General features: G+C 69.9%; 23 protein-coding genes and 1 tRNA gene. 11 read left to right on the top strand and 13 right to left on the bottom strand.

The window, feature by feature from the left end:
• Window positions 1-6 precede the first annotated feature (6 nt).
• The 3 genes from ACFPCY_RS15525 to ACFPCY_RS15515 form a co-directional block, all read right to left on the bottom strand.
• The gene (locus ACFPCY_RS15525) at window positions 7-1,905 is read right to left on the bottom strand and encodes a helix-turn-helix domain-containing protein (protein WP_378255652.1); all 1,899 of its coding nucleotides are present in this window, start codon (window positions 1,903-1,905) and stop codon (window positions 7-9) included.
• A gap of 157 nt (window positions 1,906-2,062) precedes the next feature.
• The gene (locus ACFPCY_RS15520; RefSeq protein WP_378255650.1) at window positions 2,063-3,427 is read right to left on the bottom strand and encodes an MFS transporter; all 1,365 of its coding nucleotides are present in this window, start codon (window positions 3,425-3,427) and stop codon (window positions 2,063-2,065) included.
• A 171-nt stretch (window positions 3,428-3,598) separates the two neighbouring features.
• Window positions 3,599-4,411, bottom strand: a complete 813-nt coding sequence (locus tag ACFPCY_RS15515; RefSeq protein WP_378255648.1) for a 3-hydroxybutyrate dehydrogenase — start codon at window positions 4,409-4,411, stop codon at window positions 3,599-3,601.
• Window positions 4,412-4,583: 172 nt separating this feature from the next.
• Between ACFPCY_RS15515 and ACFPCY_RS15510 the strand changes: the two genes are divergently transcribed.
• Window positions 4,584-5,228: a transglycosylase SLT domain-containing protein gene (locus ACFPCY_RS15510; protein WP_378255646.1), complete on the top strand. Its 645-nt coding sequence runs from the start codon at window positions 4,584-4,586 to the stop codon at window positions 5,226-5,228.
• On the opposite strand, the gene ACFPCY_RS15505 is transcribed toward ACFPCY_RS15510, so the two are convergent.
• Window positions 5,225-7,432 (bottom strand): SpoIIE family protein phosphatase, encoded by a 2,208-nt coding sequence (locus tag ACFPCY_RS15505; RefSeq protein WP_378255644.1) that lies wholly within the window; start codon window positions 7,430-7,432, stop codon window positions 5,225-5,227. The genes ACFPCY_RS15510 and ACFPCY_RS15505 overlap by 4 nt on opposite strands.
• A gap of 214 nt (window positions 7,433-7,646) precedes the next feature.
• Here ACFPCY_RS15505 and ACFPCY_RS15500 point away from each other — a divergent pair, with 214 nt between their 5' ends.
• From ACFPCY_RS15500 to ACFPCY_RS15480, 5 genes are all read left to right on the top strand, one after another.
• The gene (locus ACFPCY_RS15500; RefSeq protein WP_378255642.1) at window positions 7,647-12,974 is read left to right on the top strand and encodes a HAMP domain-containing protein; all 5,328 of its coding nucleotides are present in this window, start codon (window positions 7,647-7,649) and stop codon (window positions 12,972-12,974) included.
• Window positions 12,964-13,614, top strand: coding sequence for a response regulator (locus ACFPCY_RS15495; RefSeq protein WP_378255640.1), 651 nt, complete (start codon window positions 12,964-12,966; stop codon window positions 13,612-13,614). The genes ACFPCY_RS15500 and ACFPCY_RS15495 overlap by 11 nt, the downstream gene beginning before the upstream one ends.
• A 134-nt stretch (window positions 13,615-13,748) precedes the next feature.
• Window positions 13,749-14,210: a hypothetical protein gene (locus ACFPCY_RS15490; RefSeq protein WP_378255638.1), complete on the top strand. Its 462-nt coding sequence runs from the start codon at window positions 13,749-13,751 to the stop codon at window positions 14,208-14,210.
• On the top strand, window positions 14,207-14,515 hold the full coding sequence (locus ACFPCY_RS15485; RefSeq protein WP_378255636.1) for a winged helix-turn-helix domain-containing protein: 309 nt from the start codon (window positions 14,207-14,209) through the stop codon (window positions 14,513-14,515). The genes ACFPCY_RS15490 and ACFPCY_RS15485 overlap by 4 nt, the downstream gene beginning before the upstream one ends.
• 183 nt (window positions 14,516-14,698) lie before the next feature.
• Entirely contained in the window at window positions 14,699-15,343 is a 645-nt protein-coding gene (locus ACFPCY_RS15480; protein ID WP_378255634.1) for a hypothetical protein, read from the top strand.
• Window positions 15,344-15,433: 90 nt separating this feature from the next.
• On the opposite strand, the gene ACFPCY_RS15475 is transcribed toward ACFPCY_RS15480, so the two are convergent.
• Window positions 15,434-16,030 (bottom strand): TetR/AcrR family transcriptional regulator, encoded by a 597-nt coding sequence (locus ACFPCY_RS15475; protein WP_378255632.1) that lies wholly within the window; start codon window positions 16,028-16,030, stop codon window positions 15,434-15,436.
• Between the two features lie 128 nt (window positions 16,031-16,158).
• Window positions 16,159-17,130: an AurF N-oxygenase family protein gene (locus ACFPCY_RS15470; protein WP_378256436.1), complete on the bottom strand. Its 972-nt coding sequence runs from the start codon at window positions 17,128-17,130 to the stop codon at window positions 16,159-16,161.
• A gap of 179 nt (window positions 17,131-17,309) precedes the next feature.
• Between ACFPCY_RS15470 and ACFPCY_RS15465 the strand changes: the two genes are divergently transcribed.
• Window positions 17,310-17,792, top strand: coding sequence for an adenylyltransferase/cytidyltransferase family protein (locus tag ACFPCY_RS15465; protein WP_378255630.1), 483 nt, complete (start codon window positions 17,310-17,312; stop codon window positions 17,790-17,792).
• Window positions 17,793-18,716: 924 nt separating this feature from the next.
• Here the strand turns inward: ACFPCY_RS15465 and ACFPCY_RS15460 are convergent.
• A complete protein-coding gene (locus ACFPCY_RS15460; protein ID WP_378255628.1) occupies window positions 18,717-18,932 on the bottom strand; it encodes a hypothetical protein in 216 nt (71 codons plus the stop codon).
• A 232-nt stretch (window positions 18,933-19,164) separates the two neighbouring features.
• Between ACFPCY_RS15460 and ACFPCY_RS15455 the strand changes: the two genes are divergently transcribed.
• Together ACFPCY_RS15455 and ACFPCY_RS15450 are read left to right on the top strand one after the other, a co-directional pair.
• Window positions 19,165-19,284, top strand: coding sequence for a DLW-39 family protein (locus tag ACFPCY_RS15455; RefSeq protein ID WP_211245696.1), 120 nt, complete (start codon window positions 19,165-19,167; stop codon window positions 19,282-19,284).
• Between the two features lie 148 nt (window positions 19,285-19,432).
• Window positions 19,433-19,505 (top strand) — tRNA-Ala (locus ACFPCY_RS15450).
• A 323-nt stretch (window positions 19,506-19,828) separates the two neighbouring features.
• On the opposite strand, the gene ACFPCY_RS15445 is transcribed toward ACFPCY_RS15450, so the two are convergent.
• Window positions 19,829-20,266, bottom strand: coding sequence for a MerR family transcriptional regulator (locus ACFPCY_RS15445; protein ID WP_378255626.1), 438 nt, complete (start codon window positions 20,264-20,266; stop codon window positions 19,829-19,831).
• 38 nt (window positions 20,267-20,304) lie between these two features.
• Between ACFPCY_RS15445 and ACFPCY_RS15440 the strand changes: the two genes are divergently transcribed.
• On the top strand, window positions 20,305-21,078 hold the full coding sequence (locus ACFPCY_RS15440) for a methyltransferase domain-containing protein (protein ID WP_378255624.1): 774 nt from the start codon (window positions 20,305-20,307) through the stop codon (window positions 21,076-21,078).
• A gap of 33 nt (window positions 21,079-21,111) precedes the next feature.
• Here the strand turns inward: ACFPCY_RS15440 and ACFPCY_RS15435 are convergent, their stop codons facing one another.
• A complete protein-coding gene (locus ACFPCY_RS15435; protein WP_378255622.1) occupies window positions 21,112-22,023 on the bottom strand; it encodes an alpha/beta hydrolase in 912 nt (303 codons plus the stop codon).
• A gap of 41 nt (window positions 22,024-22,064) precedes the next feature.
• Here ACFPCY_RS15435 and ACFPCY_RS15430 point away from each other — a divergent pair, with 41 nt between their 5' ends.
• A complete protein-coding gene (locus ACFPCY_RS15430; protein ID WP_378255621.1) occupies window positions 22,065-22,523 on the top strand; it encodes a MarR family winged helix-turn-helix transcriptional regulator in 459 nt (152 codons plus the stop codon).
• A 125-nt stretch (window positions 22,524-22,648) separates the two neighbouring features.
• Here the strand turns inward: ACFPCY_RS15430 and ACFPCY_RS15425 are convergent, their stop codons facing one another.
• The 4 genes from ACFPCY_RS15425 to ACFPCY_RS15410 form a co-directional block, all read right to left on the bottom strand.
• Window positions 22,649-22,927 (bottom strand): cell division protein SepF, encoded by a 279-nt coding sequence (locus tag ACFPCY_RS15425; RefSeq protein ID WP_378256434.1) that lies wholly within the window; start codon window positions 22,925-22,927, stop codon window positions 22,649-22,651.
• A 214-nt stretch (window positions 22,928-23,141) separates the two neighbouring features.
• On the bottom strand, window positions 23,142-24,029 hold the full coding sequence (locus ACFPCY_RS15420; RefSeq protein WP_378255619.1) for a phytanoyl-CoA dioxygenase family protein: 888 nt from the start codon (window positions 24,027-24,029) through the stop codon (window positions 23,142-23,144).
• Between the two features lie 880 nt (window positions 24,030-24,909).
• On the bottom strand, window positions 24,910-25,749 hold the full coding sequence (locus ACFPCY_RS15415; protein WP_378255617.1) for a PrsW family intramembrane metalloprotease: 840 nt from the start codon (window positions 25,747-25,749) through the stop codon (window positions 24,910-24,912).
• Between the two features lie 186 nt (window positions 25,750-25,935).
• Window positions 25,936-26,916, bottom strand: a complete 981-nt coding sequence (locus tag ACFPCY_RS15410; protein WP_378255615.1) for a helix-turn-helix domain-containing protein — start codon at window positions 26,914-26,916, stop codon at window positions 25,936-25,938.
• Window positions 26,917-26,971: the final 55 nt, after the last annotated feature.

Below are 26,971 nucleotides of genomic sequence, written 5' to 3'. Positions count from 1 at the left end.
CGTCCGCTAGCCGCTCAGCAGGTGGAGCCTGAGCGCCAGTTGGAGTTCCAGCGCGCGGGACGGGCTGTTCCAGTCGTCGCCGAGGAGCCGCCGCACGCGGTCGAGCCGCTGCACGACCGTGTTCACGTGGACGTGGAGGGCCTGCCTGGCCTCGGTCAGGCTGGCGCCGCTCCGGTAGTAGGCGTCCAGCGTCCGGACCAGGTCCGTCCCGCGCCGCCGGTCGTAGTCGATGACCGGCCCGAGGACGTCGCGCACGTAGCCCTGGACGTCCGCGCGGTCGCCCAGCAGGACGCCGAGGAATCCGAGCGCGGACGGGTCCGCGCCGTCCCCCGTCCGGCCGAGCGTGTGCAGAGCGCGGACGCAGCGCAGCGCCTCTTCGTAGGCGGCGGGCAAACGCCCGAGCCCCGTCACCGGATCGGACGCGCCGGTCGTCACGGGGACATTGCCTCCCAACGCGTCCCGCAACTCCGCTGACAACGTCTGCGCGAGCGCGCCGGGCGTTTCCGTCGCAGCGAGCAGGACGACGTTCCCGTTGTGCGTTCCGGCGAGCCCTCCCAGCGCGCGCGCACGACGTGATGCTTCCGCCAACAACCGCTCCCGCTTGGACGCGTCGCACTGAAGAACCAGCACTGCGTGCGCACGAGTGAAGACCACGCCGAGCTTGCGCGCGCGCAACATCAGGCTGTCGGCGTTGCCTCCGGTCAGCAGGTCGCCGAGCAAATCGCCGCGCACGCGGTCCTCGGCCTCGGCGACCGACCGCCGCAGCAGCAACAGCAGCGCAGTGACGATGCCCGCACGTTCGAAGAGACGGCGGTCGCCCTCGGACAGCTCAGGACGGCCGAGCAGCGCCATCGTGCCGAGCGGCTCCGCGCCCGCGAGCACCGCGTAGACCCACGTGCCGTCCACCAGGACGGCCCGGCCGCTCGCGCGCGACGACGCCACACCCTCCAGCGGCGGGACGAACGGTTCGGCGCCCACGCGCGCGACCTCCACGCCGTCCGCGTCGTGCACGACGAGGCCGCCGCCGAGCAGCGCGACGATCTCGCGCGCGACGTCCGTCGCGGCCCCGCCGCGCAGCACGAGCCCGGTCAGCCGGTCGTGGATCGCGGCGGCGCGGCGCATCTCCTCGCTGTGCGCGCGGGCCGTGGCGTTCGCCGCGTTCAGCTCGTCGTTGGCCGCGTTGAGTTCGGTGAGCGTCGCGCGCGTCTCCTCCAGCAGCCGCGCGTTGTCGATCGCGACGGCGGCGTGGTCGGCGAGCGACGACAGCAGCGTCACCGCGTCCGGATCGAAGTCGCGCGGGCGCCGGTCCGCCGCGTACAGCACGCCGATCACCCGCGTCCCGACGCGCATCGGCACGCCGAGGATCCCGCGCAGCCCCTCCTCGCCGACCGCGTCGTCGATCGGATGCGTGTGGTTGAAGCGCGTGTCGGCACGGTAGTCGCGGCTCGCGTAGGGAAGCGCGGTCTGCGCGACGAGCCCGCCGAGCCCCTCGCCCATGCCCAGCCGCAACTGCTGGAACTTCGCCGAGACCGAGCCGTCCGTCACGCGCATGAACGTGTCGCCCGCGACCGGATCGTTCATCGTCAGGTACGCGGTGTCGGTGCCGAGCAGCGTCCGCGCGCGATGCACGATCGCGCGCAACACGGCGTCCAGGTCGCGGAGCGCGGCGAGGTCGCCCGCGCTGTCGAACAGCGCCGCGAGCTCGCGTTCGCGGCGGCGGTGCTTCTCCAGCGTCCGGCGGATGTCGAGCGCCATGCGGGTCGCCTCGTCCACGAGCGCCTGCTCGTCCGGGACGACCCCGGCCGCGCGCGTCCCGGCGGCCGGACGCGCGAAGTCCTCGGCGGGCGCGCCGTCCACGAGCAGTCCGAGCAGCTCACGCAGCGCGGACAGGGCGGGATGGTCCATGCGGGTTATGGTCGCAGCCTTCCCGCCGGGCCACCCGCCTCCGCGGACGGCCCGGCGACGTTCATCCGACGGTGTTCCTCTGATGGTGTTCCTCCGGCGAGTTCATCCGGCGAGGTTCGTCCGGTGAGGTTCCTCCGGTGACGTTCGACCGGCGGGGTCAGGTCGTGCGGACGGTCACGGCGGCGGACGTCGCGGCGTCCGCCTCGACGCGGGCGAGGTCGCGGCCGCGCGTCTCGCGGGCCACCGCGACCGTGAGCGCGGTGACGACGGCCGCGAGCCCCATGTAGATCGCGATCGGGACGGACGAGTCGTAGTCCTTCAGCAGCTCCACCGCGATGATCGGCGCGAGCGCCCCGGCGATGATCGAGGACAGCTGCGACCCCATCGACGCACCCGAGTACCGGACGTGCGTGTCGAACAGCTCGGACACGTACGCGGCCTGCGGCCCGTACATCGCGCCGTGCAGGACGAGCCCGACCGTCACCGTCACCGTGATCGTCCCGAACGACCTGGTGTCGACGAGCGTGAAGAACAGGATCGTCCACAGGGCCATCCCGCCCGCGCCGAGCAGCATCACCGGCCGCCGGCCGATCCGGTCCGACAGCGCGCCCCACGCGGGGATCACCAGGAAGTGCACGGCCGAGCCGATCAGCACGGCGTCCAGCGCGGTGCTCTTCGGCAGCTTCAGGTGCTCGGTCACGTACACCAGCAGGAACGAGGTGAGGATGTAGTAGGAGATGTTCTCGCCGAACCGCGCGCCGATCGCGACGAGCACCTGCTTCCAGCTCGTCCGGAAGACCTCGACGACCGGGACGCGCGCGTCCTCGCCCCTGCGCCGCTTCGCCTCCAGGAACAGCGGCGACTCGCTCACCGACACGCGGATCCACAGGCCGATCACGACCAGCACGCCGGACAGCAGGAACGGCACCCGCCAGCCCCACGCGCGGAACGTCTCGTCCGACTGGACGGACGCCAGCAGCGCCAGCACCCCGGTCGCCAGCAGGTTGCCGCCGGGCGCGCCGGACTGCGGCCACGACGCCCAGAACCCCCGCTTCCGGTCGCCGCCGTGCTCGGACACGATCAGCACCGCGCCGCCCCACTCGCCGCCGAGCGCGAACCCCTGGACGAGCCGGAGCGCGGTCAGCAGCAGCGGCGCTCCGACGCCGAGCGTCGCGTACGTCGGCAGCAGGCCCATCGCGAACGTCGCGCCGCCCATCATCAGCAGGCTGATGACGAGCAGCCTCTTGCGTCCGATGCGGTCGCCGAAGTGGCCGAAGACGACGCCGCCGAGCGGACGCGCCGCGAACCCGATGGCGTAGGTGAGGAACGCGATGAGCGTCCCGGTCAGCGGGTCCGCCTTGGGGAAGAACAGCTTGTTGAACACCAGCGCGGCGGCGCTGCCGTAGAGGAAGAAGTCGTACCACTCGATCGTGGTGCCGATGAGGCTCGCGCCGACGATCCGCGCGATGCCCTTCGAGCGCTCTCTCCCGCTTTCGGGCATGGCTGTATCGGGGTGGGACATGGGGGGCTCCGTCCTGGGCTGCGGATGGGGGTTCGGAAACTCGCGATGCGTGACCGGCCGGGACCTGCCGGGCGGGTGCTGCCGGGGTGGTGCCGCCGGCGGGGACTGCGTGCGGGGGTGGGCGTACGGGGGGCGTGCGGGGGTTGGCGTGCGGGGGTTGGCGTGCGGGGCTTACTGGGCGGTCCAGCCGCCGTCCATGGAGAGGGACGCGCCGGTGACGAAGCTCGCGTGCGGTCCGCAGAGCCAGAGCACTGCGGCGGCGACCTCGTCCGGCTCGATCAGGCGCTTCACGGGGGTGCGGGCGAGCAGCACGTCGTCGACGACCTCGTCCGGCGGGACGCCGTGGACGGCCGCCTGGTCGCGGATCTGCCCCTCCACGAGCGGCGTCCGGACGTAACCCGGATCGACGCAGTTGCTGGTCACGCCGTGCGGCGCGCCCTCCAGCGCGGCGACCTTGCTGAGCCCCTCCAGGCCGTGCTTCGCCGCGACGTAGGCCGACTTGTAGGCGCTGGCGCGCAGGCCGTGGACGCTGGAGATGTTGACGATCCGTCCCCAGCCGCGCGCGTACATGTGGGGGAGAGTCCGCCGCATCAGCAGGAACGGCGCGGTCACCATCACCTGCTGGATGCGGACGAACCGCTCGACCGGGAACTCGGGGATCGGCGCGACGTGCTGGAGCCCGGCGCTGTTGACGAGGATGTCGGCGTCGGCGGGCAGCCCGTCCACGGCGGACGGATCGGCGAGGTCGGCGACGTGCGGCCGTCCGCCGACCCGCTCGGCGACCGCCTTCGCCGCCTCGCCGTCCACGTCCACCACGTGCACCTCGGCCCCGGCGGCGGCGAGGGCGACCGCGCAGGCCCGGCCGATCCCGCTCCCGCCACCGGTCACCAGCGCCGTCCGCCCGCCGAGCTGCGCGGGCTGGCCACCCGCCTGTGCCGGCGGGCCGCTGTCCGGGCCCGTTCCCCCAGGCCAAGAGTTCGTCATGGCCAGGACTGTAAGTTGGGTCACACGCGCTGCCCATGGTGCCGACCCACACACTCTGTCCGTTCCGAGTGGTGATGTGAACCAGCGAGCAGCCCGCAGCGGAGCTGGCTGCGCCATCTTGTCCTGCTATATGGCAGTGTGGAGGCCGGACTCGTGAGCGACGGGGGCGCGAGTGAAGAACAGGCGCGGGAACCTCATCTGGCTGGTGCTGCCGCTGGCCGTCGTCGCCGCGCTGCTCACCGTCAGGGGCGGGCACTCCACCAAGCCGGACGCCTCGGAGAGACCGGCCGCCAAACCGTCCGCCACCAGCGCGGACGATCGGTCGGCGAAGGAACGCTCGCCCGACCACTTCGCGTCGCAGGTCCGGCAGTACGCGCGCGAGGCGCACGTCGATCCGGTGCTGCTGATGGCGATCCTCTACAACGAGTCCGACAAACCGCACGATCCCGAGCTCGAACGGGCCTGGCAGCGCTTCAAGCCGGACGCCGCGTTCGGGATCGCGAACATGCACAAGGCCGCGTTCAACGACACCAAGGACGAGCGCCCCTTCGAGAACCGCCGCTGGGAGGAGCTTCCCGACGACCCGGCGCTCGCCGTCCGCGCGGCGGCCTGGTTCCTGCACGACCTCGCGCGGCAACTGCCGTCCGACCGGACGTCCGACTTCAGCAAGTCCGACCTGCTGGCGCTCGGCTACAACGCGGGCGCGGGCAACATGCGCCTGTTCGCCACGGGCACCAGGCCGGGCGCGATGGCCAGTTCCTATCTGGCGCGCATCCACAAGAACTGGCCCAAAGCCCAGAAGGCCTTGGGCGCCTAGCCCTCACGCTTTTCGGCGTCCATGTTCAGGTCCGTGTTCAGGTCCGTGTTCAGGTTCATGTCCGCGTCCATGTCCGCGTCCATGTCCGCGTCCATGTTCAGGTCCGCCAGCGGAATGGCGCGGAGCGCGAAGATCGCGACGTCGTCGTCCAGCGGACCGTCGCCCCACTGGCGGACGGCGGTGTGGAGGCGGCGCGTGACGGCCCGCGCGGTGAGGCCCGTGCAGGTGGACAGCAGTTCGGCCAGGCCGTCGCCGTCGTCCAGGAGAAGTCCGTCGCGGCGGCGCTCGGTCACGCCGTCCGTCACGCAGAGGAGAAGTTCGCCGGGAGCCAGCCGCGCGGTCTCGGCCTCGTAGCCCGGCGACCGCATCGCGCCGAGCAGGATCTGCGACTCCCCGACCGTCCGGACGGCCCCGTCCGGACGAAGCAGCAGCGGCGGGATGTGCCCCGCCAGGACGACGGAGAGCGCGACGCCCCGTCCGTCCGGCCGGAGTTCGCCGTGCATGGCCGTGAGCAGCCGTTCCACGCCGTCGTCGAGCATCGCCTCGTTCAGGCGCTCCAGGGCCGAAGCGGGATCATGGCCCTCGCGGCACAGCGCCCGGAGGGTGTGCCGGGCGAGGCCGGTGACGGTCGCGGCCTCCGGTCCCGTGCCGCAGACGTCCCCGAGCGTGAACCGCCAGCGGCCCGGAGCCGCGGAGAACACGTCGTAGAAGTCGCCTCCCGCCGCCGCGTCCTGCCCGGCGGGCGCGTACACGATGTCGTAGTCCAGGCCCGGGATCGGCGGCAGCCGCGACGGCAGCAGCCCGCGTTGCAGCGTGAGGCTCGCGGCGGCCTGCTCGGTGTAGCTGCGCGCGGTCAGCAGCGCCGCCGCGATGCGCGCGCACAGGTCCTCGGCGAGCTGGACGAGGTCGGAGTGGAACCCGCCGGCGCCCGGGCCCCCGAGCAGGACCGTTCCGACCCGCTGGTCACGCGTGGCCAGCGGAACCTCCAGCACCTCGGGCCCGCAGGAGAGGCGCGCCGGCACGGGCAGCCGGTCCAGCCCGGGCCACGCGCGCACGCGCCTCGCCGGCCCGCCGGACGGAACGTCGGCCATGCCGAGCGCCGCCCGCAGCGCGCCGATCCGCTGCTCGTCGGCGTGCCAGACGTGCGCCAGTTCGCCGCTCTCGCCCGGCGCGTCCAGGTACACCGCGCACCACCCGCCGATCCTCGGCACGATCAGCTGCGCGCCGAGCGCGACCACCAGGTTCGCGTCCAGCGTCCCCGCGAGCAGCTCGCCCGCCTCGGCGAGGAAGCCGATCCAGGTGCGGTAGTCGCGGTGCGCACGCGCCCGCCGCTCGTCCGCGACGACCGGGGTGAGCGCGTCCGCGGCGAAGCGCAGGCGCGTGACGTCCAGCGTGCCGAACCGGTCCGCCGGGACCGCGACCGCGACGACCATGCCGAGCCGCTCGCCGTCCCGCCGGATCGGCGCGCTGATCACCGACAGGCAGCCGCCGTCCGGCAGCCGCGGCGGCTCGCGCCCGTCGTCCTGGGCCTCGGCGAGGAGCCGCGCGGCCTGCTCGATCCAGGCGTCTGCTTCGTCGGTTTCGTCCGGGGAGCCGGCCGGCTGCGCGAAGCCGGTCGAGGACCGCACCCGCAGATCCTCACCCGCCGCGCCGACCAGCACGTACGCCGCGTCCGCCTGGGTGATCGCCCGCGTCCACTGGACGACCTGGTCGAACATCGCCTCGGTGGACAGCCCGGACGGCCACGGCAGCGGCATCGGCGCGGGCGGGAAACCCGGCGACGGCTCGCGCACGCCGTCCAGCACGAGCGCCCCGTCGAGCACCCTGGCCCCCTCCGGAACGTCACCGGACGACGCGTCCGCCCCGCCGAGCCGTTCGGACGACGCCTGCGATCGGCCGACGTTCGGCAGGACCAGCTCGAACCACGCCGTCGTGCTCTCGCGCGTGTACGTCACGCCCCACTGCTCGGCCAGGGTGTGCGTGAGGCGCAGCCCGAGACGTTCGGACGAGGCCGGCTCCGACGCGGCGGGCCTGGCGCCCGCGGGGCCGCCGACCTCGACGCGGAGCCGCTCGCCCGCACCGTCGAGACGGCAGGTCAGCTCGACGTCGCCCGCCTTCCGCAGGACGGCGTCGGCCACCAGTTCGTCCGCGGCGAGGAGCGCCTCGTGCGCGTCCGCGGGCGGCAGCCCCCATTCGAGGAGCACGGTACGGAGATGCTGGCGTGCGGCGCTCACCGAGGCGCTTCCCGGCGCCAGGGCGATGCTCGACGACCGAGAGAGCATGCGTTGTCCCCCTGGTGGCCTGGGTCTTTCAGCGAACCAGGCACCCAAAACCAAACCCTCGGATTTACGGGTGAGGCTCCTGACATGGTGACAGACTGCAGACGCTCAGACACGCCAAGTTCGCAAGGTCGTCGCCATGACTCCAAGAGCGCCTCTGACCTCACCTTCCGACGACCCCGGGCCGGAGCGCCCCGCCGCGCCCGGCACGCCCGCCGCGCCCGGCACGCCCGCCGCGCCCGGCACGCCCGGCGGGGCCGGCACCTCGGACCCGCCGGGCGTGCCGGAATTCTCCGACTCGCCTGAATCGCGTCCGGTGCCCGGCGCGGCCGACCAGGAGGCCGGGCTGCGGTCGCTGCTGGAGGCGCTGCGCGCGATGCGGGACGGCGACTTCCGGCCCCGCTTCACCGCCCCGGACGGCGGCACGATGGCCGAGATCGCCGAGGTGCTCGGCCAGATCTCCGACCGCAACCGGCACCTCGCCGACGAGGTGCACCGCGTCTGCCAGCAGGTCAACCGGGAGGGACGGCTCGACGAGCGGCTCGCCGCCAGCCCCGGCCAGGGCCGCTGGACGAGCACGGTCGAGCAGGTCAACACGCTGCTCGACCTGATCACCACACCGCTGTCCGGCACCGCGCGGGTGCTGGAGGCGGTCGCGGCGGGCGACCTGTCGCAGCGCGCCGTCCTGGAGGTCGGCAACCGGCCGCTGCACGGCGACCTGCGCCGTCCCGGCCTGGCCGCGAACCGGATGATCGACCAGCTCACCCTGTTCACCAGCGAGGTGACGCGGGTGGCGCGCGAGCTCGGCACCGAGGGACGGCTCGGCGGGCACTCCAAGGTGCGCGGCCTCACCGGCCGCTGGGCGCAGGTCACCGAGGCCGTCAACGACATGGCCGGGCGGCTGACCTACCAGGTCCGCGACATCGCGGCGGTGACCACGGCGGTCGCGCGCGGCGACCTGACCCGCAAGGTCAGCGTGGAGGCGACCGGCGAGATGCTGGAGCTGAAGCTGACCGTCAACACGATGGTCGACCAGCTCTCCGCGTTCGCCGACGAGGTCACGCGCGTCGCCCGCGAGGTCGGCACGGAGGGGCGGCTCGGCGGGCAGGCCCAGGTCCGCGGCGTCAGCGGCACCTGGAAGGACCTCACCGAGTCGGTCAACGTCATGGCGTCCAACCTGACCTACCAGGTGCGCAACATCGCGCAGGTCGCGACGGCCGTGGCGCGCGGCGACCTGGGACAGAAGATCACCGTGGACGTCAAGGGCGAGCTGCTGGAGCTCAAGGACACCATGAACACGATGGTGGACCAGCTCTCCGGCTTCGCCGGTGAGGTGAACCGGGTCGCCCGCGAGGTCGGCACCGAGGGCAACCTGGGCGGACGCGCCGAGGTCCGCGGTGTGAGCGGCACCTGGAAGGACCTGACCGACAACGTCAATTCGATGGCCAACAACCTGACCAGTCAGGTGCGGAACATCGCGCAGATCACCAAGGCGGTCGCGGACGGTGACCTGTCGAAGAAGATCACGGTGGACGCCCAAGGCGAGATCCTGGAGCTCAAAGACACCATCAACACGATGGTCGACCAGCTCTCCGCGTTCGCCGGGGAGGTGACGCGAGTAGCGCGAGAAGTCGGCACCCAAGGACGCCTCGGCGGCCAGGCGCAGGTCCGCGGTGTCTCCGGAGTCTGGAAGGACCTGACCGACAACGTCAATTCGATGGCGAACAACCTCACCAGCCAGGTGCGGAACATCGCGCAGATCACCAAGGCGGTCGCCGACGGCGACCTGTCGAAGAAGATCACGGTGGACGCCCAAGGCGAGATCCTGGAGCTCAAGGACACCTTGAACACCATGGTCGACCAGCTCTCCGGCTTCGCCGACGAGGTGACGCGAGTAGCGCGAGAAGTCGGCACGGAAGGCGAACTCGGCGGTCAGGCGCAGGTCCGCGGTGTCTCCGGAGTCTGGAAGGACCTGACCGACAACGTCAATTCGATGGCGAACAACCTGACCAGTCAGGTGCGGAACATCGCGCAGATCACCAAGGCGGTCGCCGACGGTGACCTGTCGAAGAAGATCACGGTCGATGCGCAGGGCGAGATCCTGGAGCTCAAGGACACCATCAACACGATGGTCGACCAGCTCTCCGGCTTCGCGTCCGAGGTCACCCGGGTCGCGCGTGAGGTCGGCACGGAGGGACGGCTCGGCGGCCAGGCCCAGGTGCGCGGCGCGTCGGGCCTGTGGAAGGACCTGACCGACAATGTGAATTCGATGGCCAACAACCTCACCAACCAGGTGCGGAACATAGCCCAGGTGGCGACGGCCGTCGCGGGCGGCGACCTGACCAAGAAGATCACCGTGGACGCGCGCGGCGAGATCTTCCAGCTCAAGACCACGATCAACACGATGGTCGACACGCTCTCCGCGTTCGCCGACGAGGTGACGCGGGTGGCGCGCGAGGTCGGCACGGAGGGCGAGCTCGGCGGTCAGGCGCGCGTGCGCGGCGCGTCCGGCGTCTGGAAGGACCTCACCGACAACGTCAACGCGATGGCCAACAACCTCACCTACCAGGTGCGGAACATCGCGCAGGTCACCACCGCCGTCGCGAACGGCGACCTGACCAAGAAGATCGACGTGGACGCGCAGGGCGAGATCCTCGAACTGAAGACCACGATCAACACGATGGTGGACACGCTGTCGGCGTTCTCCTCCGAGGTGACCCGCGTGGCGCGCGAGGTCGGCAGCCGCGGCGAGCTCGGCGGTCAGGCGCAGGTGCCCGGCGCGTCCGGCGTCTGGAAGGACCTCACCGACAACGTGAACCTGCTGGCCAGCAACCTGACCACGCAGGTGCGCGCCATCGGCGAGGTGGCCAGCGCGGTCGCCCGCGGCGACCTGACCCGCGCGATCTCGGTCGAGGCGCGCGGCGAGGTCGCCGAGCTGTCCGACAACGTCAACCTGATGGTCGCGAACCTGCGCGAGACGACCCGCGCGAAGGACTGGCTGGAGTCCAACCTCGCCCGCATCGCCGGGCTGATGCAGGGCCACCGCGACCTGGTCGAGGTCGCGAGCCTGATCCTGTCCGAGCTGACCCCGCTGGTCGCCGCGCACTACGGCGCGTTCTTCCTCGCCCAGCGCGAGGACGGCGAGAGCGACCCGGCGCTGAAGCTGATCGCCGGCTACGGCTACCGGGGCGGCAACCGGCTGAACGAGGAGATCGCGTTCGGCGTCGGGCTGGTCGGACAGGCCGCCGTCGAGCGCAAGCGGCTGATCATCCTGGACGCGCCGCCGCAGTACATCAAGATCTCCTCCGGGCTGGGCGAGGCGTCCCCGGCCTGCGTGGTCGTGCTGCCGATCGTGTTCGAGGACGCCGTCCTCGGCGTGATCGAGCTGGCCGCGTTCTCCCCCTTCTCCGACGTCCATCTCGCGTTCTTCGACCAGTTCGTCCATACGATCGGGGTCGCGATCAACACGATCATCGCGAACGCGCGGACCGAGTCGTTGCTCGGCGAGTCGCAGCGGCTCACCCGCGAGCTCCAGGAACGCTCCGCCGAACTCCAGCGGCAGCAGGAGGAACTGCGCCGCTCCAACGCCGAGTTGGAGGAGAAGGCCGCGCTGCTGGCCCAGCAGAACCGCGAGATCGAGGTGCAGAACGCCGAGATCGAGCAGGCCCGGCGCGCGCTGGAGGAACGCGCCGAGCAGCTCGCGCTCTCGTCCCGGTACAAGTCCAACTTCCTGGCGAACATGTCGCACGAGCTGCGCACGCCGCTGAACAGCCTGCTGCTGCTCGCCAAGCTGCTGTGGGCCAACCCGGACGGCAACCTCACGCCCGAGCAGGTCCGGTTCGCCCGCACGATCTACGGCGCCGGGCACGACCTGCTCCAGCTCATCGACGACATCCTCGACCTGTCGAAGATCGAGGCGGGCAAGATGGAGATCCACCCGGAGCACATCCCGCTCGCCAAGCTCGTCGACTACGTCAACGTCACCTTCCGGCACATCGCGATCGAGCAGGGCCTCGGCTTCGAGGTCGAGGTCGCGCCGGACGTGCCGGAGACGCTGTGCACCGACGAGCAGCGGCTCCAGCAGATCGTCCGGAACCTGCTGTCCAACGCGCTGAAGTTCACCGGCCAGGGATCGGTGCTGCTGCGCGTCTCGCTCGCCGAGGACGTCGTGTTCGCGAACAACGCGCTGAACTCGCCCGGGCGGGTGCTCAGCTTCGCCGTCACCGACACCGGCGTCGGCATCCCGTACGAGAAGCTCACCGTCATCTTCGACGCCTTCCAGCAGGCGGACGGCACGACCAGCCGCAAGTACGGCGGCACCGGCCTCGGCCTGTCCATCTGCCGGGAGATCGCCGAACTCCTCGGCGGCGAGATCCGGGCGGTCAGCGACCCCGGCCAGGGCTCGACGTTCTCGCTCTACCTGCCGGAATGCTCGCCGTACCGGACACGCTCGGACGACATCTCGGCCGACATCTCGGGCGACGAGCCGGACGCGGTCACCGTCGGCGCCGTCGGCACCGACGGCACCGTCAAACCGGAACTGGCCGGACCGGCCGCCCTCGCCGCCCTGCCCGCGCCGTCGCCGGCGTCCACACCGGGCCTCGAAGCGCTCACCCCGGCCGCCGAACGGCGCCCGCGCACCGGCCTGCCGGAACCGACCGAACCGGGCCCGGTCGTCGCGCGCGACGCGGCCTTCGCCGGCCGCAAGGTGCTGATCGTGGACGACGACATCCGCAACGTGTTCGCGCTCAGCACCGTGCTGGAACGCTCGGGCCTCAAGGTCTGCTACGCCGCCGACGGCCGCCGCGGCATCGAGGCCCTGGAGCACGAGGACGACATCTGCCTGGTGTTCATGGACGTGATGATGCCGGAGATGGACGGTTACGCCACCACCCGCGCCATCCGCGCCATGCCCCGCTTCGCCGACCTCCCCATCGTCGCCCTCACCGCCAAGGCCATGAAGGGCGACCAGGAGAAGAGCCTGGTCGCCGGCATGTCCGACTACGTCACCAAGCCGGTCGAGATCGAGCACCTCTTCATGGTCATGCGCCGCTGGCTCGAAGCCCCACCCCCTCCCACCGACCTTTCACCCTCTGATCCGGAGCCATCAGCCAAGCCTCCCTCGTCAACCGACCCGTCACCACGCCCGGCGACATCTGCAACGACGCTCCCCTCACCGACTGCTTCGCCAGGCGCATCTGGAGCGCCTCCGCTCCCCTCACCGCGGCCCGCAAAGGCCCCCAGACCGACCGATGCGCAGTCGGCTACGGCGGCACGCCCCCGAAGGACCCCGAAGCCACCCAGACGCCGAACCATGAAGCTCGACACGCCGCCCGGAGCGAAGCCGGCGAGCGGCTCGGGGGCGCCGGAGTCGGCGGAGTCGGCGGAGTCGGGGGAGTCGAAGAAGCTGGGGAAGGCCGAAGACGGTCGCTCGGCGGAGGTGAGGGAGTCGGGCGATGGGCAGTGAGACGCCGAACATCCTCGTGGTGGACGACCAGCAGGAGAACCTGCTCGCGCTGGCGGCCGTCCTGAAGAGCGTGGACGCGAGCGTCGCGACGGCGCGCTCGGGCGAGGACGCGCTGCGGGCGCTGATGGCCGACCATTACGCGGTCATCCTCATGGACGTCCTGATGCCCGGTATGGACGGGTTCGAGACCGCGTATCACATCAAGCGCAAGGACCGGACACGCGACATTCCGATCATCTTCCTGACCGCGGCGCGCGGCGAGCCGGAGCTCGCCTTCCGCGGCTTCGCCGTCGGCGCGGTCGACTACCTCGTCAAGCCGTTCGACCCGTGGGTGCTCCGGTCCAAGGTCGAGGCGCTGCTGGACCTGCACCGCGAGCGCCGCCGGCTGGACGCCCGGTCGTCCGCGTTGGCCCGGCTGCTGCCGGGGCTGGCCGGCCTTCCGGACGACCCGTCCACCGCGTCCGTCCTCGTCAGAACGCTCGCGGCCAGGCTCGAAGCCGTGGAGGCGTCGGTCGCCTCGACGGTGGGCACGGTCACGGACACGGCCGCCAAGCAGGCCGTCGTCCAGCTGGACCGCGAGATCGCCGCCCTTCGCGCCGCTCATGACGCGCTCTTCACCTCCTCCCCATCCACTGACTGATCACCGCCGGGACCTCTCTCGGGACGTCCTGGCAGCTTCGTTCCGTCCACACCTCGGAAAGTACTTGACGATCCGGCAAGTGGAAAGTACTTTCTTTATTGGAAAGTACTTCATGGGTCGGACAGGGAGCTGCCATGGACCGGATGCCGAGCCCCGCCGAGGCGTTGGCCGAGATCGAACGCGCCCAGCGGAAGGCGTACGCCGGGCAGCGGCTGCCGCTCTGGTGGATGCCGGGCGTGGTCGCGCTGATCACGGTCTTGTCGATCGCCTTCGAACTCCACGGCACGACGCGGGCCGTCCTGCTCGTCGCGACCGCGATCGGCCTGGCCGCGATGACAGCCGCGCTCGCCCATCGGGTGCGGGTCAAGCGCAGGCGCCAGCCCTGGACGCCCCGCGCCGCCGCCTGGACGATCGCCTGGATCCTTCCCGTCTTCGTCCTGTTCGGCGTCACCCCGCCGATCGTCTGGCTCTTCACCGACTCGGCGATCTGGCCGAGGATCATCTCCGGCGTCGTCGTCGCGCTCTACGGTGCGATGTCGGTCCGCTGGGCCGAACGCCACATCATGCTCGACACGCAGGGGAAGGTCGCCTCGTGAACCTCGACCCGGTGATCCACGCCCCGGTGCGCCTCCAGATCGTGTCCCTGCTCGCCGCCTCGACCGAGGCCGAGTTCTCGTTCGTCCGCGACAGCGTGGAGATCAGCGACTCGGTCCTGTCGAAGCAGGCCGGCGCGCTGGAGACCGCCGGATACGTCGAAATCCGGAAGGGCCACGTCGGCAAGCGCCCCCGCACCTGGCTGAAACTCACCGACCAGGGCCGCACCGCCTTCGCCGAGTACGTCGCGACGCTCCAACGGATCGTCGGCCAACCCCTGACCGACACCACCCAGGAGGCCAGCTGACCCAGAGCCCCACCCCACAGCCCAAGCGCCGCAGCCGAACGCCCTTACCTCGCCGACCGCCGCGACCAACGTCCGCGTGGCCCCGGTCGCTCGTGCCACCAGCAGGACGCAGGACGTGTGCACGCCCACTGCCGTCTGCACGCCCACGGCCGTCCGCACGCCGCTTTACGGTTTGATGCCGCTATGCCCCTCAGTCCTCCGGCGGCGGCGCAGCCGACCGCCGAGACGAACCCGTACCTGATCGGTTTCAAGGCGTCGCTGGTCAAGCGCTGGTCTCACACGCGGATGCGCGAGCTCTACCAGGAACTCGACCTGGCGACCTACCTCTGGGCCCTGGACCGCGAACCGGAAGCCCTCGACATCCTGGACTCGATCACCACCGCGATTCCCAGATCGAGCGGCGACTACAACGTCTGGTCCCCGGTCGTCGCGATGCACGCTCTCCAGGCCCGCATCCAGCGCGCCCGGCCCTCCCAGCCCGATCGGTTCGCCCCGGACGACCGAACAGCCCCGAACTCTGACGCGCCCTCGGTGACGACCTTCGCGTCTCCGAACACCGCTGCCGTCCTCGACGACCCGGGCCTGGCGGACAACCCGTCGTACATCGCGTCCCAAGTGACGGAAGCCGAGGCCAAATTCAAGGCCGCCCTGGCCGTGCGAAGCATCAGCTCATCCTGCCGAGACCTGTCCCGAGCCCTCTGCCCGCTCTTCGTCCTGTCCGAGTTGGCGGCGGCACGCCACCCGTTCGCCGCCTACTACGACCCCACGGCCCCCGACCGACTGATCCAGCAAGGACGAAAAGCTTTGGCGTCCCGTTTGACGTCATAACCCGCGGCCCAGATGGCCGACAACAAACCGGCCGACGCACCGCGCGCTCCCCGGCGAAGTCCCCGCCCGAAGGACGAGCCACAGCGGAAGCTACTCCCTGGGGGACGCAGCGGTGATGAAGCGGTTGATGACCGTTGACCAGTCCGAATCGTCCACCGGGGCGACGTCCAGCATGTTGGTGAACAGCGTGCCCAGCGCGACCGCGAGCAGAAACCGGGCCAGCGCCCCGGATGGCAGGGACGAATCCACCGATCCCTCCTCCTGAGCCGCCGTGACCAGGCTCTCCACGCTCTCCAGATGAGCCGCCAGCTCAGCCGCGAAGACCTCGGCCACCCGCGGATCGCGCCGCGCCGCGGCCGCCCCCTCGACCAGCATGGCGCTGATCTGCGGAGGACGATGCGGAAGCTCCTCGCCCAGGTGCTGGACGACATCCGGCACCGGCACGCCCCATGCTCCGCCGCTGAGCAGTCGCGCCAGCTCAGCGGGCATGTGCGCCTTGATGGCGTCCGCGAGCAGCTCGGCCTTGGACGCGTACCGCGAGTAGATCGCCCCTGTGGACAACCCGGCCCGCCGAGCGATCTCGCTGGTGGCCGTCCCCGCGTAACCGCGCTCGACGAACACCTCGGCAGCCGCTGCCAGCAACCGCTGGCGCGCCTCCTCGCTCGTCAGCCCAGCCACTCTCCCCATGCCCTCACCCTAAAGCGCCCACGCGCCGTTGACGCGGAGCGTTCGAGCAGCCTGGCCCGGTAGAAGCCGCTCGCGTCGGCCGAGCGGCGCGGATGGGCCGACCGGTGCGAGCACTCCCGGCAGCCTGATCAGCGGCGCGGAAGACCGGCGGGCAAAGGGGATTCCGGAGTGGAGAGCATGCCGGTGCGGTTCCAGACGCGGGCGCTCGGACCTTCGATCATGCCGATCTCGGTGAGGAAGCCGGTGGCGCGGCGGAACGCCCACCGGAGGGTGGCCTGCCGGTGCGGGCTGGCCTTCGTGGTCCGGTAAGCGACCCGCGGATCGAGGCCGACCGACCGGTAGACGGCGGGACGGGTGAGGCGCGGCGCCATCCGGATCGCGACGCCCGCGACGCCGGACGCCTGGACGCGCCGCAGCGGACGCGGCGTCCGTGCGACCTGGTGCTTGAGCTCCTCGCGCGCGTACGAGATGTGCCGGGCCTCCTCGGTGACATGGATCCGGCTGATCGTCCGGACGAGTGGCTGCACCCGGTCGTCCGACATGGCCGCGCGCTGGAAGGCGTCGGTGACCTCCTCGACGAGGAGTACGGCGGCGAACATCGCCATCGGCGGGTCGAGGAGCCCGGCGAGCTTGCCGAGCTGGAACTCGGGCCATGCCATCCGGTACGGACGCAGGCCGATCTTCCCGATGAAGCGCCCGAACATGGCGGAGTGCCGGCACTCGTCGGCGGTCTCGGTGAGCGCGTACGCGATGTGCCGAGAGGTCGGGTCGCCCCGGTAGACGTGGCTGAGCAGGCCCTTCATCAGCATGATCTCCGACCAGATGCCGAACGACAGCATGCTCGCCAGCTCATGCCGCGACAGATCGACACGTTCCGCATGGCTCATCCGGTCCCACAGCGGCGTCTCGTAGAGCGAGAGCGTCTCGGGCGGGAGGTAGAAGAGGTCCGGATCGAGCGGCGCGTCCCAGTCCACGTCCACCTCGGGGTTGTAGGACTTCTTGGCGGACGCCTTGATCAGCCGTTCCGCCACCCGTTCCCGGTCGCGGAGTTCCACCGTGTGGTCGCCGTCCGCGCATCGCACCAGCGTCGTCGCCATCATCGTCACGCCTCCTGGGGGGTGGGCCGTGAAAAATAGTAGGCATTACTTTTATGTGCGCCGCAAGGGCCGCGGAGGTGTGACGTGCGTCGCGTCGCCGGTCCGAAGGTGGGGTGCGTGACGGGACCGGCTCTCGCGTCGTGTTCACTTGTGTTGCAGAGGAAACGACCTGCGGAGGACGGATGGCTGTGGGAGGTCAGCGGCTGACGGCGGCCTGGGCGGGCCCGCGTCCGGACGGACGGCCCGTCGTCGTCACAGGCGTGTTCGATGTCCTGCACATCGGGCACGTCCGCTTCCTTCGGGACGCGGCGGAGCGCGGGTTCCCGCTGGTGGTCGGCGTCGAGGACGACGACCGGGTGCGCGCGTGGAAAGGTCCGGGCCGTCCGGTCAACCCCGCCGCCGAACGGGCCGAAGTGCTGGCCGCGCTGCGCTCGGTGGCGGGCGTCTTCGTCATCTCCGGGCCGCCCGAGGTGTCCGACTGGCAGGACTATTCGGAACTGCTCGCGTCCCTGGAGCCGGTGGCACTGGCCTACACGGCGGGCGACCCGCACACCGAGGCCAAGCGCGTCGGCGCGGAGGCCATGGGCGCGCAGGCATGGGAATTCGGCCTCACCGAAGCCCATTCCACCAGCGCCATGCTGGAGGCCATCACCTCCCTCGGCTGATCACTACGCAGCGACGCCCTTCGCGCTGCCCGTTCTCACCGTCCATCGAGGCGCCGCCCCCCTTGGACGGCTGAGCTCGCCGCGGAATGCGGCAGAGCGCCGTTGATCACCGCTCCCACCTGGGGACGGGACGTCCGCCCCGCTTCCGTCCTTCAGTCTCCTCGCAGTGTGCGCACCGTCAAAGCGCGTCCACAGACTGTGGATAACTTGCGGACAGGAGCCTTCTGCCTACGCACCGCTAGCTCAGCCTAAAGCGACGACATGGTCTGGGTTCGCTCACGTTGTGCGGCCACCGCGTGTCGGATGGAGTGGCCTGTGGATGCCGCGCAGAGTGTGGTGCACAGGAAGATGATCTGGGGACCCGGCTGGGGATTTCCGGTGGGCGGACGGTTTCCACCGGATGCGGCACACTGTGGAGGCCCGGCGCCCACAGCCTGTGCACGAGTCCGTGCCTGCCCGTCCCCATCACGCTTTCAGCGCTGGTCAGGACGTTATCCACCACGTGGATAACCGAATGCCCGCCTGGGGGTGACCTGGGGACGCGAGGTGGACATCCGAGTCCGCCGACTCCCCACAGGTTGTGCACCGAAGTTATCCACAGGTTGTGGAAAGTGTGGATCGCGGCGAGTGTCGCGCACAGCTCGTCCCCACCGTTGTCCAGAGGCGGCGCCTGGCACGCAAAGCCCCGGCCAACTGGGGATTCTCGTGTGGAGAAAGACGCCCGAAAGCACCGCCGGCGCAGCTGAGAGGCTGTGCAAATCGCCGTCTCCAGGCTGTGGATGAACGGCCCTGTTGGACGTTCCGTCCACGGTCACGCCCGGGCAGCCGGCTCGCCGGCCCGACCCCCTGATTGCGGACGTGCCGACCGCCACCTTCCAGCACGCCGCACGGTTCGCTGAAAGCGATCAAGGACCTCGTCCGGCCTCACATTCCGGCCCGCCACAAGAGCAGGATCACCGACGACAGAACCAGGCCCGCCGCGCCCAGCGGCGCGGCCCCCAAAGTGATCAGCACGGTGCATCCCGCGGCCGTCGCGGCCGCGACCAGCAGCAGTCCGCGCAGGCCCGAGGATTCCGGGCGGTCGGACGGCCCGGACCGCAACTCCCGCTCCCAGAGACCGAAGTCGTCCTGTGCGCCCATCGGGACTCCCCTGACGTCGTTGCCCGGATTATCCGACCGATCGTCGCCCGAAACGAGATGGCGCGTCCGCCACAGCACCCGCACCACCTTTGGACACGCGGTCCGATAACGGCACAGGGGGTGCGGATCGCTTCGCCCGGGTTGCTAGGCTGCGGAGAGCCTGGGGGAAGAGTCTCTGGATACCTGTGTCCCTCGGGCTTGGCTTCATAGTCGAGGTGAAGGGGTCCCCACCGTGAAGAAGCTGCTTGTTCTCGCCGTTGTAGCTCTCGGCGGGTTCGTCGTCTGGCGTCGTCTGCAGCAGGACCGCGCCGAGCTGGACCTGTGGACCGAGGCCACGTCCACCGACAGCTGAACCGATATTCGCCGTGCATGGCCCCGGCGTGACCGGGACGGACCACCGTTCCGATCCCGCCGGGACCAGGGCGGCACACGGCCGAGCGCGCCACACCGAAATCCCGGCGCGCTCGACGCCCGACCCCCGGTAAGCTTTGACCCGCCGAGGGGCCTTAGCTCAGTTGGTAGAGCACCGGCTTTGCAAGCCGGGTGTCAGGGGTTCGAATCCCCTAGGCTCCACCCCAGGTCAGAGCCCTAACGGGCTCCGACCACCCTCCTCCCCGCCCCCGACAGTGGGGAAATGGTGGATATCGTTTGCTCGCCTACGCACGTCCGGCTGGGCCACAGACGCGGCCATCGGCCACCCTGGGCGTCCTGTCAGAACCGGCGGTTTCTTGCCACGGTCGCCACAAAGATTCCAGTGAGCGCTGGCATTGTCGGTGCGTGGGCGGCACCTTCTGGGGAGTGCTGACCTTGAGCCTGCTCCGCGCCCGTCTTTGGGCATGGAAGGCGGCGCGGCGGGATGAACTGGCGGCCCAGCTCGGCGTGGGAGAGGCGCGAGGTCAGTCCGAATGGACGGTCGCGTGGGCCTCTTCGAGAGTGGAACCGGCCAGGAGTTCGGTGACTCCGCGGGTGAAGTTGGGGCAGTCGAAGAGGTCTTCGTGCGGGCAGGCCAGGCCGTGGGTGATGGCGGTGCGAGCGGCCTGGGCCTGGGCGATTTGCTGATCCAGTTCCGCTAGTTTGCGCTGGCACAGCTCTCGCCAGCCGTCGCCCGTCAGCGAGCGGGACGCGGTGAACGCCTTGATCTCTCGCAAGGTGAAACCGACATTGCGCAGCAAGATGACCAGGCCGACCATCTCGACCGCCGACGGCGGATAGCGGCGCTGGCCCGAGACGCGGGCCGGGGGCGGTAGCAGGCCGAGGTCTTCCCAGTACCGCAGCGCGGACGTGGCCACGCCGGTTCGGCGCGCCAACTCGCCGATCGTGAGCTGCTCATCCATTTGACTTCAAGCGTACTTGAAGGCACAGGATCCCCGGCATGGATCAGAAAACGACGACGGGTCGCACCAGCGACGAGACCGACGCGCTCATCCGGCTTCTCGACATCGGGGACAACCTCCCCGGGGCGAGCGAACTGCGCGCGCGTTCCTACCAGCTGCTCGGAATCGAGCCGGACGCGGCGGTGGTCGATGTCGGATGCGGATCCGGTCGGGCGGTGGCGGAGATGGCCGAGCGAGGCGCGCGGGCCGTGGGCGTCGATTCCGACCAGCGAATGATCACGGTGGCTGGACAGCGATGGCCCGCTGGTGGGTTTCGGCTGGCCGACGCCTACAAGCTGCCCTTTGCCGACGGCGCGTTGCAGGGATACCGGGCCGAAAAGGTGTTCCACGTCCTGGACGATCCCGGACGAGCGGTCCGGGAGGCGCGACGCGTCCTCGCCCCTGGCGGACGAATCGTGCTCATCGGCCAGGATTGGGACACCTTCATCATCGACTCGGACGATCCCGCCCTAACCCGGACGATTGTGCATGCTCGGGCGGACCTCGTCCGAAGCCCGCGCGTCGTGCGGCGCTCCCGCAACCTTCTTCTCGACGCGGGCTTCGGCGACGTCACCGTCGAGGTGCACACCGCGATTTCCAACGACGCGACGATGATTCCCGTCCTGGCCGACCTCGCCAAAGGAGCGCGCTCGGCCGGGGCCATCAGCGACGCGCAGTACGAGGCGTGGCTATCCGACCAGCGTGAACGGGGTCAACGCGGACGTCTCTTTCTCGCGCTCCCGTTCTTTGTCACTGCAGCGACTCGGCAGTGAACCCTGGGAAACGCGAAGCGGTTGGCGTGGCCTTTACTCGCTCGCCCACTGGACGTGTTGGGTGAGGAAGAGTGCCGCGCGGTCTAGGGCCTGGTCGGCTTCGTCCAGGACGCCGGCGTATGCCTGGAACACGTGCGGAACGTCGGCGGTGACGTCCAGAACGACGTCCACCCCTGCGGCTCTCGCGCGCGCGGCCAGGCGCGTGGAGTCGTCCAACAGGACCTCGTTCGTTCCCACCTGCAGAAGCGTCGGTGGGAAAGCGGTCAGGTCGGCCAGGACCGCTGGGCTGAGCAGGGGATGCCGGGGATCCTGGCCCGCAAGGTAAAGGGCGCTGGTGCGTTCGAGGGATTCGCGAGTGAAGAACGGGTCGATGCCCTCCTTGGCGTCCATGCTCTCGCCGGTTCGGGTGACGTCGAGGCCCGGGGAGAACGCGACGATCGCGGCGGGCATCGGCAGGCCCGCCTCGCGGGCGGCGAGACAGGTCGTGGTGGTGAGGCCGCCACCTGCGGAGTCGCCGGCGAACGCGATGGTCGACGGGGCCACGCCGTCGTTGAGCAGGGCGCGGTAGGCACTCACCGCGTCCTCGATCGCGGCAGGGAAGGGGTGTTCGGGAGCCAGCCGATAGTCGAGCGAGTAGGCCCGAAAACCTGTTCTGACCACCAGGTTCCCCGTGAGGGACAGGGCCGTTTCGGGTGAGCCGACCACGAACGAGCCGCCGTGGAAGTAGAGAATCGTCCCGGTGCGCCGGTCGGACGACGCCGGTTCGACGAGCAGCGCGGGCCGGCTGCCCAGCTCGTCGACCGTCCGGGTGCGAATCCCGGACGGGACGATCATTTCGGCCATCATCGCCCGGAACCCGGCGCGCATCGCCTCGAGCGAGCCCGGAGCTTCGGGCTGCGGCTGCCGCAACCTCGCGTCGAGCGCCGCCCGTTGTTCTCTGCTCATGGTCGTCCCCTCCGTGGGTACATGCCAGTACAGTATCTTCCGTGGAATATAACTCGGCGATCGACCTCCCGGGGTTCTTCGGTGATCTCGTCCGGTGCGAGACGCGGCTCTACAACGCGCTCAACGACCGGCTGCGCGAGCGGCACGGGATCGTGACGTCGCAGTTCGAGTTCCTCCGCTACCTGCGCGAACACCCCGGATCACGGGTCGCCGACCTCGCCGTCGAGTTCGCCATCGGCATCGGCGCCACGAGCAAGGCCGCGGACCGGCTGGAGAAGCAGGGCTGGGTCGCGCGGCAAGCGAATCCTTCGGACCGTCGCTCGTCGTTGCTGGTCCTGACCGAGGACGGGCGGCGACTCGTCGACGCGGCCGAGGCGACCTTCACCGACCGGCTGGGGGAGCTGATCGCGGACTTGCCGTCGCTGACCGACATGGCGCGAGCGTTCGCGGGCCTCCGCGCGGCGCTCGAACGCGACCAGATCGGCATGCCCTCAGGCTGACCGGCGGTGACGGCGCGGCGGCCGACGCTCGCGGACCTCGCGTCGGCCGCCGCGCCGGATCGTGCTGGCCATCGCCGCCTTCGCGGGGCGCTTTGGCTGGTATGCGCGTGCACCCTGGCCGGACGCTATTTCACCTCGGACGGCGGTACCGGTTCCGGAGTGGGCGGCGGTACCACTGCGGGCCGGTTGATCCCGCCGGGGACCAGCAGGAACACCTTGGAGTCCAGACGTTCCATGTCACCGCCGCGGCCGAAGACGAGCCCCGCTGCGAAGTCCACGAACTGCCTGGCCACGTCGTCCGAGAGGGCCGTCAGATCCATCACGACCGGCACCCGCTTGTTCCGGAAGAAGTGACCGACGTACAACGCCTCGTTGTAGTCGCGCGGCCGCAGCGTCTTGACCATCACCCCGTCAGTCTTCCGAAACCCCATGAGACGTCAAGTCACATCCGGAACTGTCGTACCTCTTCGTTACCGTCTGTGATCTGGGGATGAGGGCCTCGGCACGGCGTCGACCGATCACGGAATGGCCGACGCCGCTAACCGCCATGCCCGTCAGTCGGCGTCAGCTGTCCGCGGGCGGGTCTGGCGGGAGTCAGACCGGTTGTGGCAGCGGAGGTTAGAGGGGCGTGGCGGTACGGAGGGGATTGTCGAGAGCGCGCTTCTCGTAGTCCACGGCGAGATCTTCGGGCATCGCCGCGAAGTCGGTGCAGCGCACGAAGTCGCGTAGCGTCGTTCCGGTGCAGGCGGCGTCCACGTTCGGCGCCGATCGGTGATGGCGCACGTCGTCCATGTGGACGGTCCGGAAGTCGATGCTGAAACGCGTCCGCCCGGAAGTGTTCGGCACGGTGGAATGGAACTGCGCGCCCGAGAAGATCAGCGTGCCGCCCGGTTCCGGGACGACCCGGATCTGCGGATCCAGCTCGACCGGTTCCTCGGGCTTGGGCTGCTCGCGGGTATCGGTGCCGATGTGCTGCGCGGCCGTCCGGCGGCTCGTCCGGTTCCATTCGGCGTAGTCGTACCGCGCGCTGCCGTTCTTGACCGGCCGGTCGAAGTACCGGGGATGGAAGGCCATCGCGTTCTCCGGCACAACCTCGAACACCGGAATCCACCAGTTGACCTGGTTGAACGGTGCGGAGTACCAGCAGTCCCGGTGCGGATGGAAGGCGTAGGAGATCCCCGTCGTGAGGTAGTCGTTGGACGTCGAGGTGCGCAGCCGCGGGACGTCGAAGTAGGTCAGGGCCGGGTCGCAGCCCATCTCCTCCAGCAGCGCGGGCAGCAGCACCTGGCAGCGCGGATGGTGGATGAACCGCGGTTTGAGTTCGGCCAGCAGCGCGGCGAACTCGCCGACCTCCATCTCGTGCTGCGCCAACTCCGGGTCGCGGTCCCCGAACGCCTCGGCGATCAGCTTCCGAGCGAACTCGACCAGCGCCAGGGAAGCCGGCGTGGCCGAGTAGACGAACAGCTCGCCCTGGAAGAGCAGCCCCCGCCGCGTGTCGTCGTCCATCGCGGTATCGGAGAAGACTGAAGTCACCAGAACACGCCCCCTTGCCCCCGCTACACCATCGTTCCGGACGAATAGTGGCTCACATTCAGACAAATTTCTGCGGTACGGACGGCGAATGACCAGAACAGGTCACCGGAGCCACTGCTCACACTCCTCGGACGTCCCGAACTCCCGCATCGACCTGCACCGTCGAACGCCCAGAGCTGTGGGGTGCCCTGGGAGCTGGATGGATGAACATTTGATCGTCTGACATCACCAAAGGTCACTAGGCGCATTACGCCTCAGCCGTACCGTCCCTTTCTGGACGACCGGGTTACGTATTCAGTGATCGTTCCTCCGGCTCGTACGACGAATTCTCCGCCCCCCGAGCACCTCCAGCACCCGCCACCGTTCCAGCACGCCGTCACCCCTCGCGTGCACGCACAGCCCGGACGCCCCGGCAGATCAAGTGACCAGAACGCCCCCCGCCGCGACCTTCCCTCGCCGGGTCCCTGGTGTCGAAAGTCTGTCCGTGCGCTTCCCGCGTCCGTCACTCCCTCACGCTGACGTCCGGCGGACTCAGGATTGAGACGGCCGCGTACCCGCCTGAAGGCGCCGCCGGCACCGACCTAGATCCGCACAAGTCCCACCCTCGCGGACGCAGAGGCTTAACACCGTCCCTGAGGAGATCGGTGCGAATCGCCCTCTGACGCGGACAGTGAAATCATCACGCAGCCTCAGACCTGAATACAGGTCCAACGGCTCTCTGGCAATGTGTTGCGAAGGCTCAAATTCGCTTGAACTGTAGACCTAAGGTGCTGTTCTGTCGGCATGGGCGGACGAGCATATGTGGCTCAGCTCAGCGGAGCGTATGGAAGAGATTCAGGAGGTCCGCTGGCCGTCAGCGCCCGTCCTCTTGACCGTTTGCACGGGTGCGGACGGTTAGGACGTGGAGCCACGCCAAGCCGATGGCGGAGATCACGATAAGCCCGGCCCAGTTGAGGAGTGCGATCAGATGCCCCTGCTCAGGGGTGGCTCTGGGGAGGTAACCGCGGTCGATCATGCTGGCTTGCCAGGCAACTCTGGTGAGGCGGAGCGCTACCGCGATGGCGATTCCATGCATCGAATCCCAGAGGGCATGGAGTAGTGAAACTCCAAGCCAGGTCAGGACGACGGACCGGGTGATACGGAGTCGGCGCCGCCCATGTGAGGCCGAGAAAAGGACGCCGCCTACGAGGGCCGTCCACAAGCCGTGCCCGACCGGTGTCAGCACGCCTCGCAGGATCTCCGTCTCCACCATCGCCCGAAGACTGAGCCCGTGAACAGTGAACAGCGCGTTGAGGGCATATCCAGCGCTCTCGAATGCCGCGAAACCGAACCCGACGGTGGCGCCGAGGACCAGACCGGCCCGAGGTGTCCGCGCCCGCAACCGGTGCGCCACGTATATGAGCGCGGCGAGCTTGACCGCTTCCTCGATCAAGCCAACGCCGACGTACATCCACGCCGACGGATGCAGCAGGTAGTTCTCCAGCAGGGAGGCCCCGAGCAGCCCGAGCACGCCACCCACGACGAACGCTCGGAACAGGCATGGGACGGTGACCTCGCCTGACGTCCCGTGCTCGTACGTCCATACGACGAAGGCCACCGGTACGGCGAAGCTGCCCAGCAGCACGATCGTCGGCAACAGATTGGAGTTCGCCGTAATCGCCGTGACCAGGACGCTGGCGATCCACAACGCCAACCAGGAACCCAGAACCCGCAGCCAAGACCGCTTACGGACGGCACCCGCCCGCGAGACGGCTCCGACTCCCCCGGCCCCCATAGCCGCGATCTACCCTCGCCGTTCCTGCTCCAACCAGCGGTGAAACCGGCCCACCAGAGCCACCGTCGGCGCGGGCTCAGAGCCACCGCCCGGCGCGGGCTGCTCCTACGCGGCTCCGGTGCGGAAGGTGTTCCGGTAGGCGGAGGGAGACGTGCACATGATCCGGGAGAAGTGGTGGCGGAAGGTCGCCGGGCTGTCGAACCCCACCGCGGCGGCGATCTTCTCCACCGGGGTGGAGCCGTCCTCCAGGAGCGGCAGGCTGGCCATGATCCGCTGGTGCAGGACCCAGCGGAGCGGGCTCGTCCCGGTCTGCCGATTGAAGTGGCGGATGAAGGTTCTAGGCGCGAGGCAGGCGATCCGCGCCAGGTCGGCGATCGTCAGCGGGCTGGCAAGGTTCGCCAGGGCGTAGTCCATCGCGCGGGCCACGGCGTCGTCCGCCGCCGGCTCCGGAACGGCGGCCGCGACGAACTGGGCCTGCCCTCCCTCCCGATGAGGTGGAACGACGAGCCGCCGCGCGACGGCGTTCGCGATCCGCGCGCCGTGGTCCTTGCGGACGAGATGCAGGCACAGATCGAGGACGGCAGCGCTCCCCGCGCCCGTGATCACGTCGTCGCCGTCCACATAGAGCACGTCCGGCGTAACGTCGATCTTCGGATACCGGCGCCGTAGCAGGTCGGCATACTGCCAGTGCGTCGTGGCGGACCGGCCGTCGAGCAACCCCGCGGCGGCCAAGGCGAACGCACCGGAGCAGTTCGACACCACGCGAGCGCCGCGCTCATGCGCCGCCCGCAACGCGTCCACGAGAGGCCCCGGCACCTCGCCCCGGACATCGGGCACCGCGACGACGATCACAGTGTCGGCGGCGGCGAACTCCTCCAGACCGTGATCGGCCGTCATGGCGAACCCGCCGACCATCCGCAACGGCCCCGGCTCGAGCCCGCATACGCGCAGGTCATACCAAGGCACGTCCAACTCGGGCCGAGGCAGCCCGAGCACCTCGACGACCGCGCCGAGTTCGAACGGCGACATCCCATCGAAGGCCAACACCGCAACCCGATGCCTACGCCCCGACACAAGCTCGATCATGGCCAGATCTTAACGAACAACGGCATTCGTGCCACTGTCGCCTCAGTCGCCGATC

This window comes from Actinomadura gamaensis, assembly GCF_042652125.1.
GTDB lineage: Bacteria > Actinomycetota > Actinomycetes > Streptosporangiales > Streptosporangiaceae > Spirillospora > Spirillospora gamaensis.
The sequence above is the reverse complement of the archived record's forward strand: the minus strand, read 5'-3'. Positions and strand labels throughout refer to the sequence as shown.

Excerpts from the sequence above, each read along its gene's own strand:
- ACFPCY_RS15525 (WP_378255652.1), bottom strand. The coding sequence starts at position 1,905 with ATGGACCATCCCGCCCTGTCCGCGCTGCGTGAGCTGCTCGGACTGCTC.
- ACFPCY_RS15520 (WP_378255650.1), bottom strand. The coding sequence starts at position 3,427 with ATGTCCCACCCCGATACAGCCATGCCCGAAAGCGGGAGAGAGCGCTCG.
- ACFPCY_RS15515 (WP_378255648.1), bottom strand. The coding sequence starts at position 4,411 with ATGACGAACTCTTGGCCTGGGGGAACGGGCCCGGACAGCGGCCCGCCG.
- ACFPCY_RS15500 (WP_378255642.1), top strand. The coding sequence starts at position 7,647 with ATGACTCCAAGAGCGCCTCTGACCTCACCTTCCGACGACCCCGGGCCG.
- ACFPCY_RS15495 (WP_378255640.1), top strand. The coding sequence starts at position 12,964 with ATGGGCAGTGAGACGCCGAACATCCTCGTGGTGGACGACCAGCAGGAG.
- ACFPCY_RS15490 (WP_378255638.1), top strand. The coding sequence starts at position 13,749 with ATGGACCGGATGCCGAGCCCCGCCGAGGCGTTGGCCGAGATCGAACGC.
- ACFPCY_RS15480 (WP_378255634.1), top strand. The coding sequence starts at position 14,699 with ATGCCCCTCAGTCCTCCGGCGGCGGCGCAGCCGACCGCCGAGACGAAC.
- ACFPCY_RS15475 (WP_378255632.1), bottom strand. The coding sequence starts at position 16,030 with ATGGGGAGAGTGGCTGGGCTGACGAGCGAGGAGGCGCGCCAGCGGTTG.
- ACFPCY_RS15470 (WP_378256436.1), bottom strand. The coding sequence starts at position 17,130 with ATGATGGCGACGACGCTGGTGCGATGCGCGGACGGCGACCACACGGTG.
- ACFPCY_RS15465 (WP_378255630.1), top strand. The coding sequence starts at position 17,310 with ATGGCTGTGGGAGGTCAGCGGCTGACGGCGGCCTGGGCGGGCCCGCGT.
- ACFPCY_RS15460 (WP_378255628.1), bottom strand. The coding sequence starts at position 18,932 with ATGGGCGCACAGGACGACTTCGGTCTCTGGGAGCGGGAGTTGCGGTCC.
- ACFPCY_RS15445 (WP_378255626.1), bottom strand. The coding sequence starts at position 20,266 with ATGGATGAGCAGCTCACGATCGGCGAGTTGGCGCGCCGAACCGGCGTG.
- ACFPCY_RS15440 (WP_378255624.1), top strand. The coding sequence starts at position 20,305 with ATGGATCAGAAAACGACGACGGGTCGCACCAGCGACGAGACCGACGCG.
- ACFPCY_RS15435 (WP_378255622.1), bottom strand. The coding sequence starts at position 22,023 with ATGAGCAGAGAACAACGGGCGGCGCTCGACGCGAGGTTGCGGCAGCCG.
- ACFPCY_RS15425 (WP_378256434.1), bottom strand. The coding sequence starts at position 22,927 with ATGGTCAAGACGCTGCGGCCGCGCGACTACAACGAGGCGTTGTACGTC.
- ACFPCY_RS15420 (WP_378255619.1), bottom strand. The coding sequence starts at position 24,029 with ATGGACGACGACACGCGGCGGGGGCTGCTCTTCCAGGGCGAGCTGTTC.
- ACFPCY_RS15410 (WP_378255615.1), bottom strand. The coding sequence starts at position 26,916 with ATGATCGAGCTTGTGTCGGGGCGTAGGCATCGGGTTGCGGTGTTGGCC.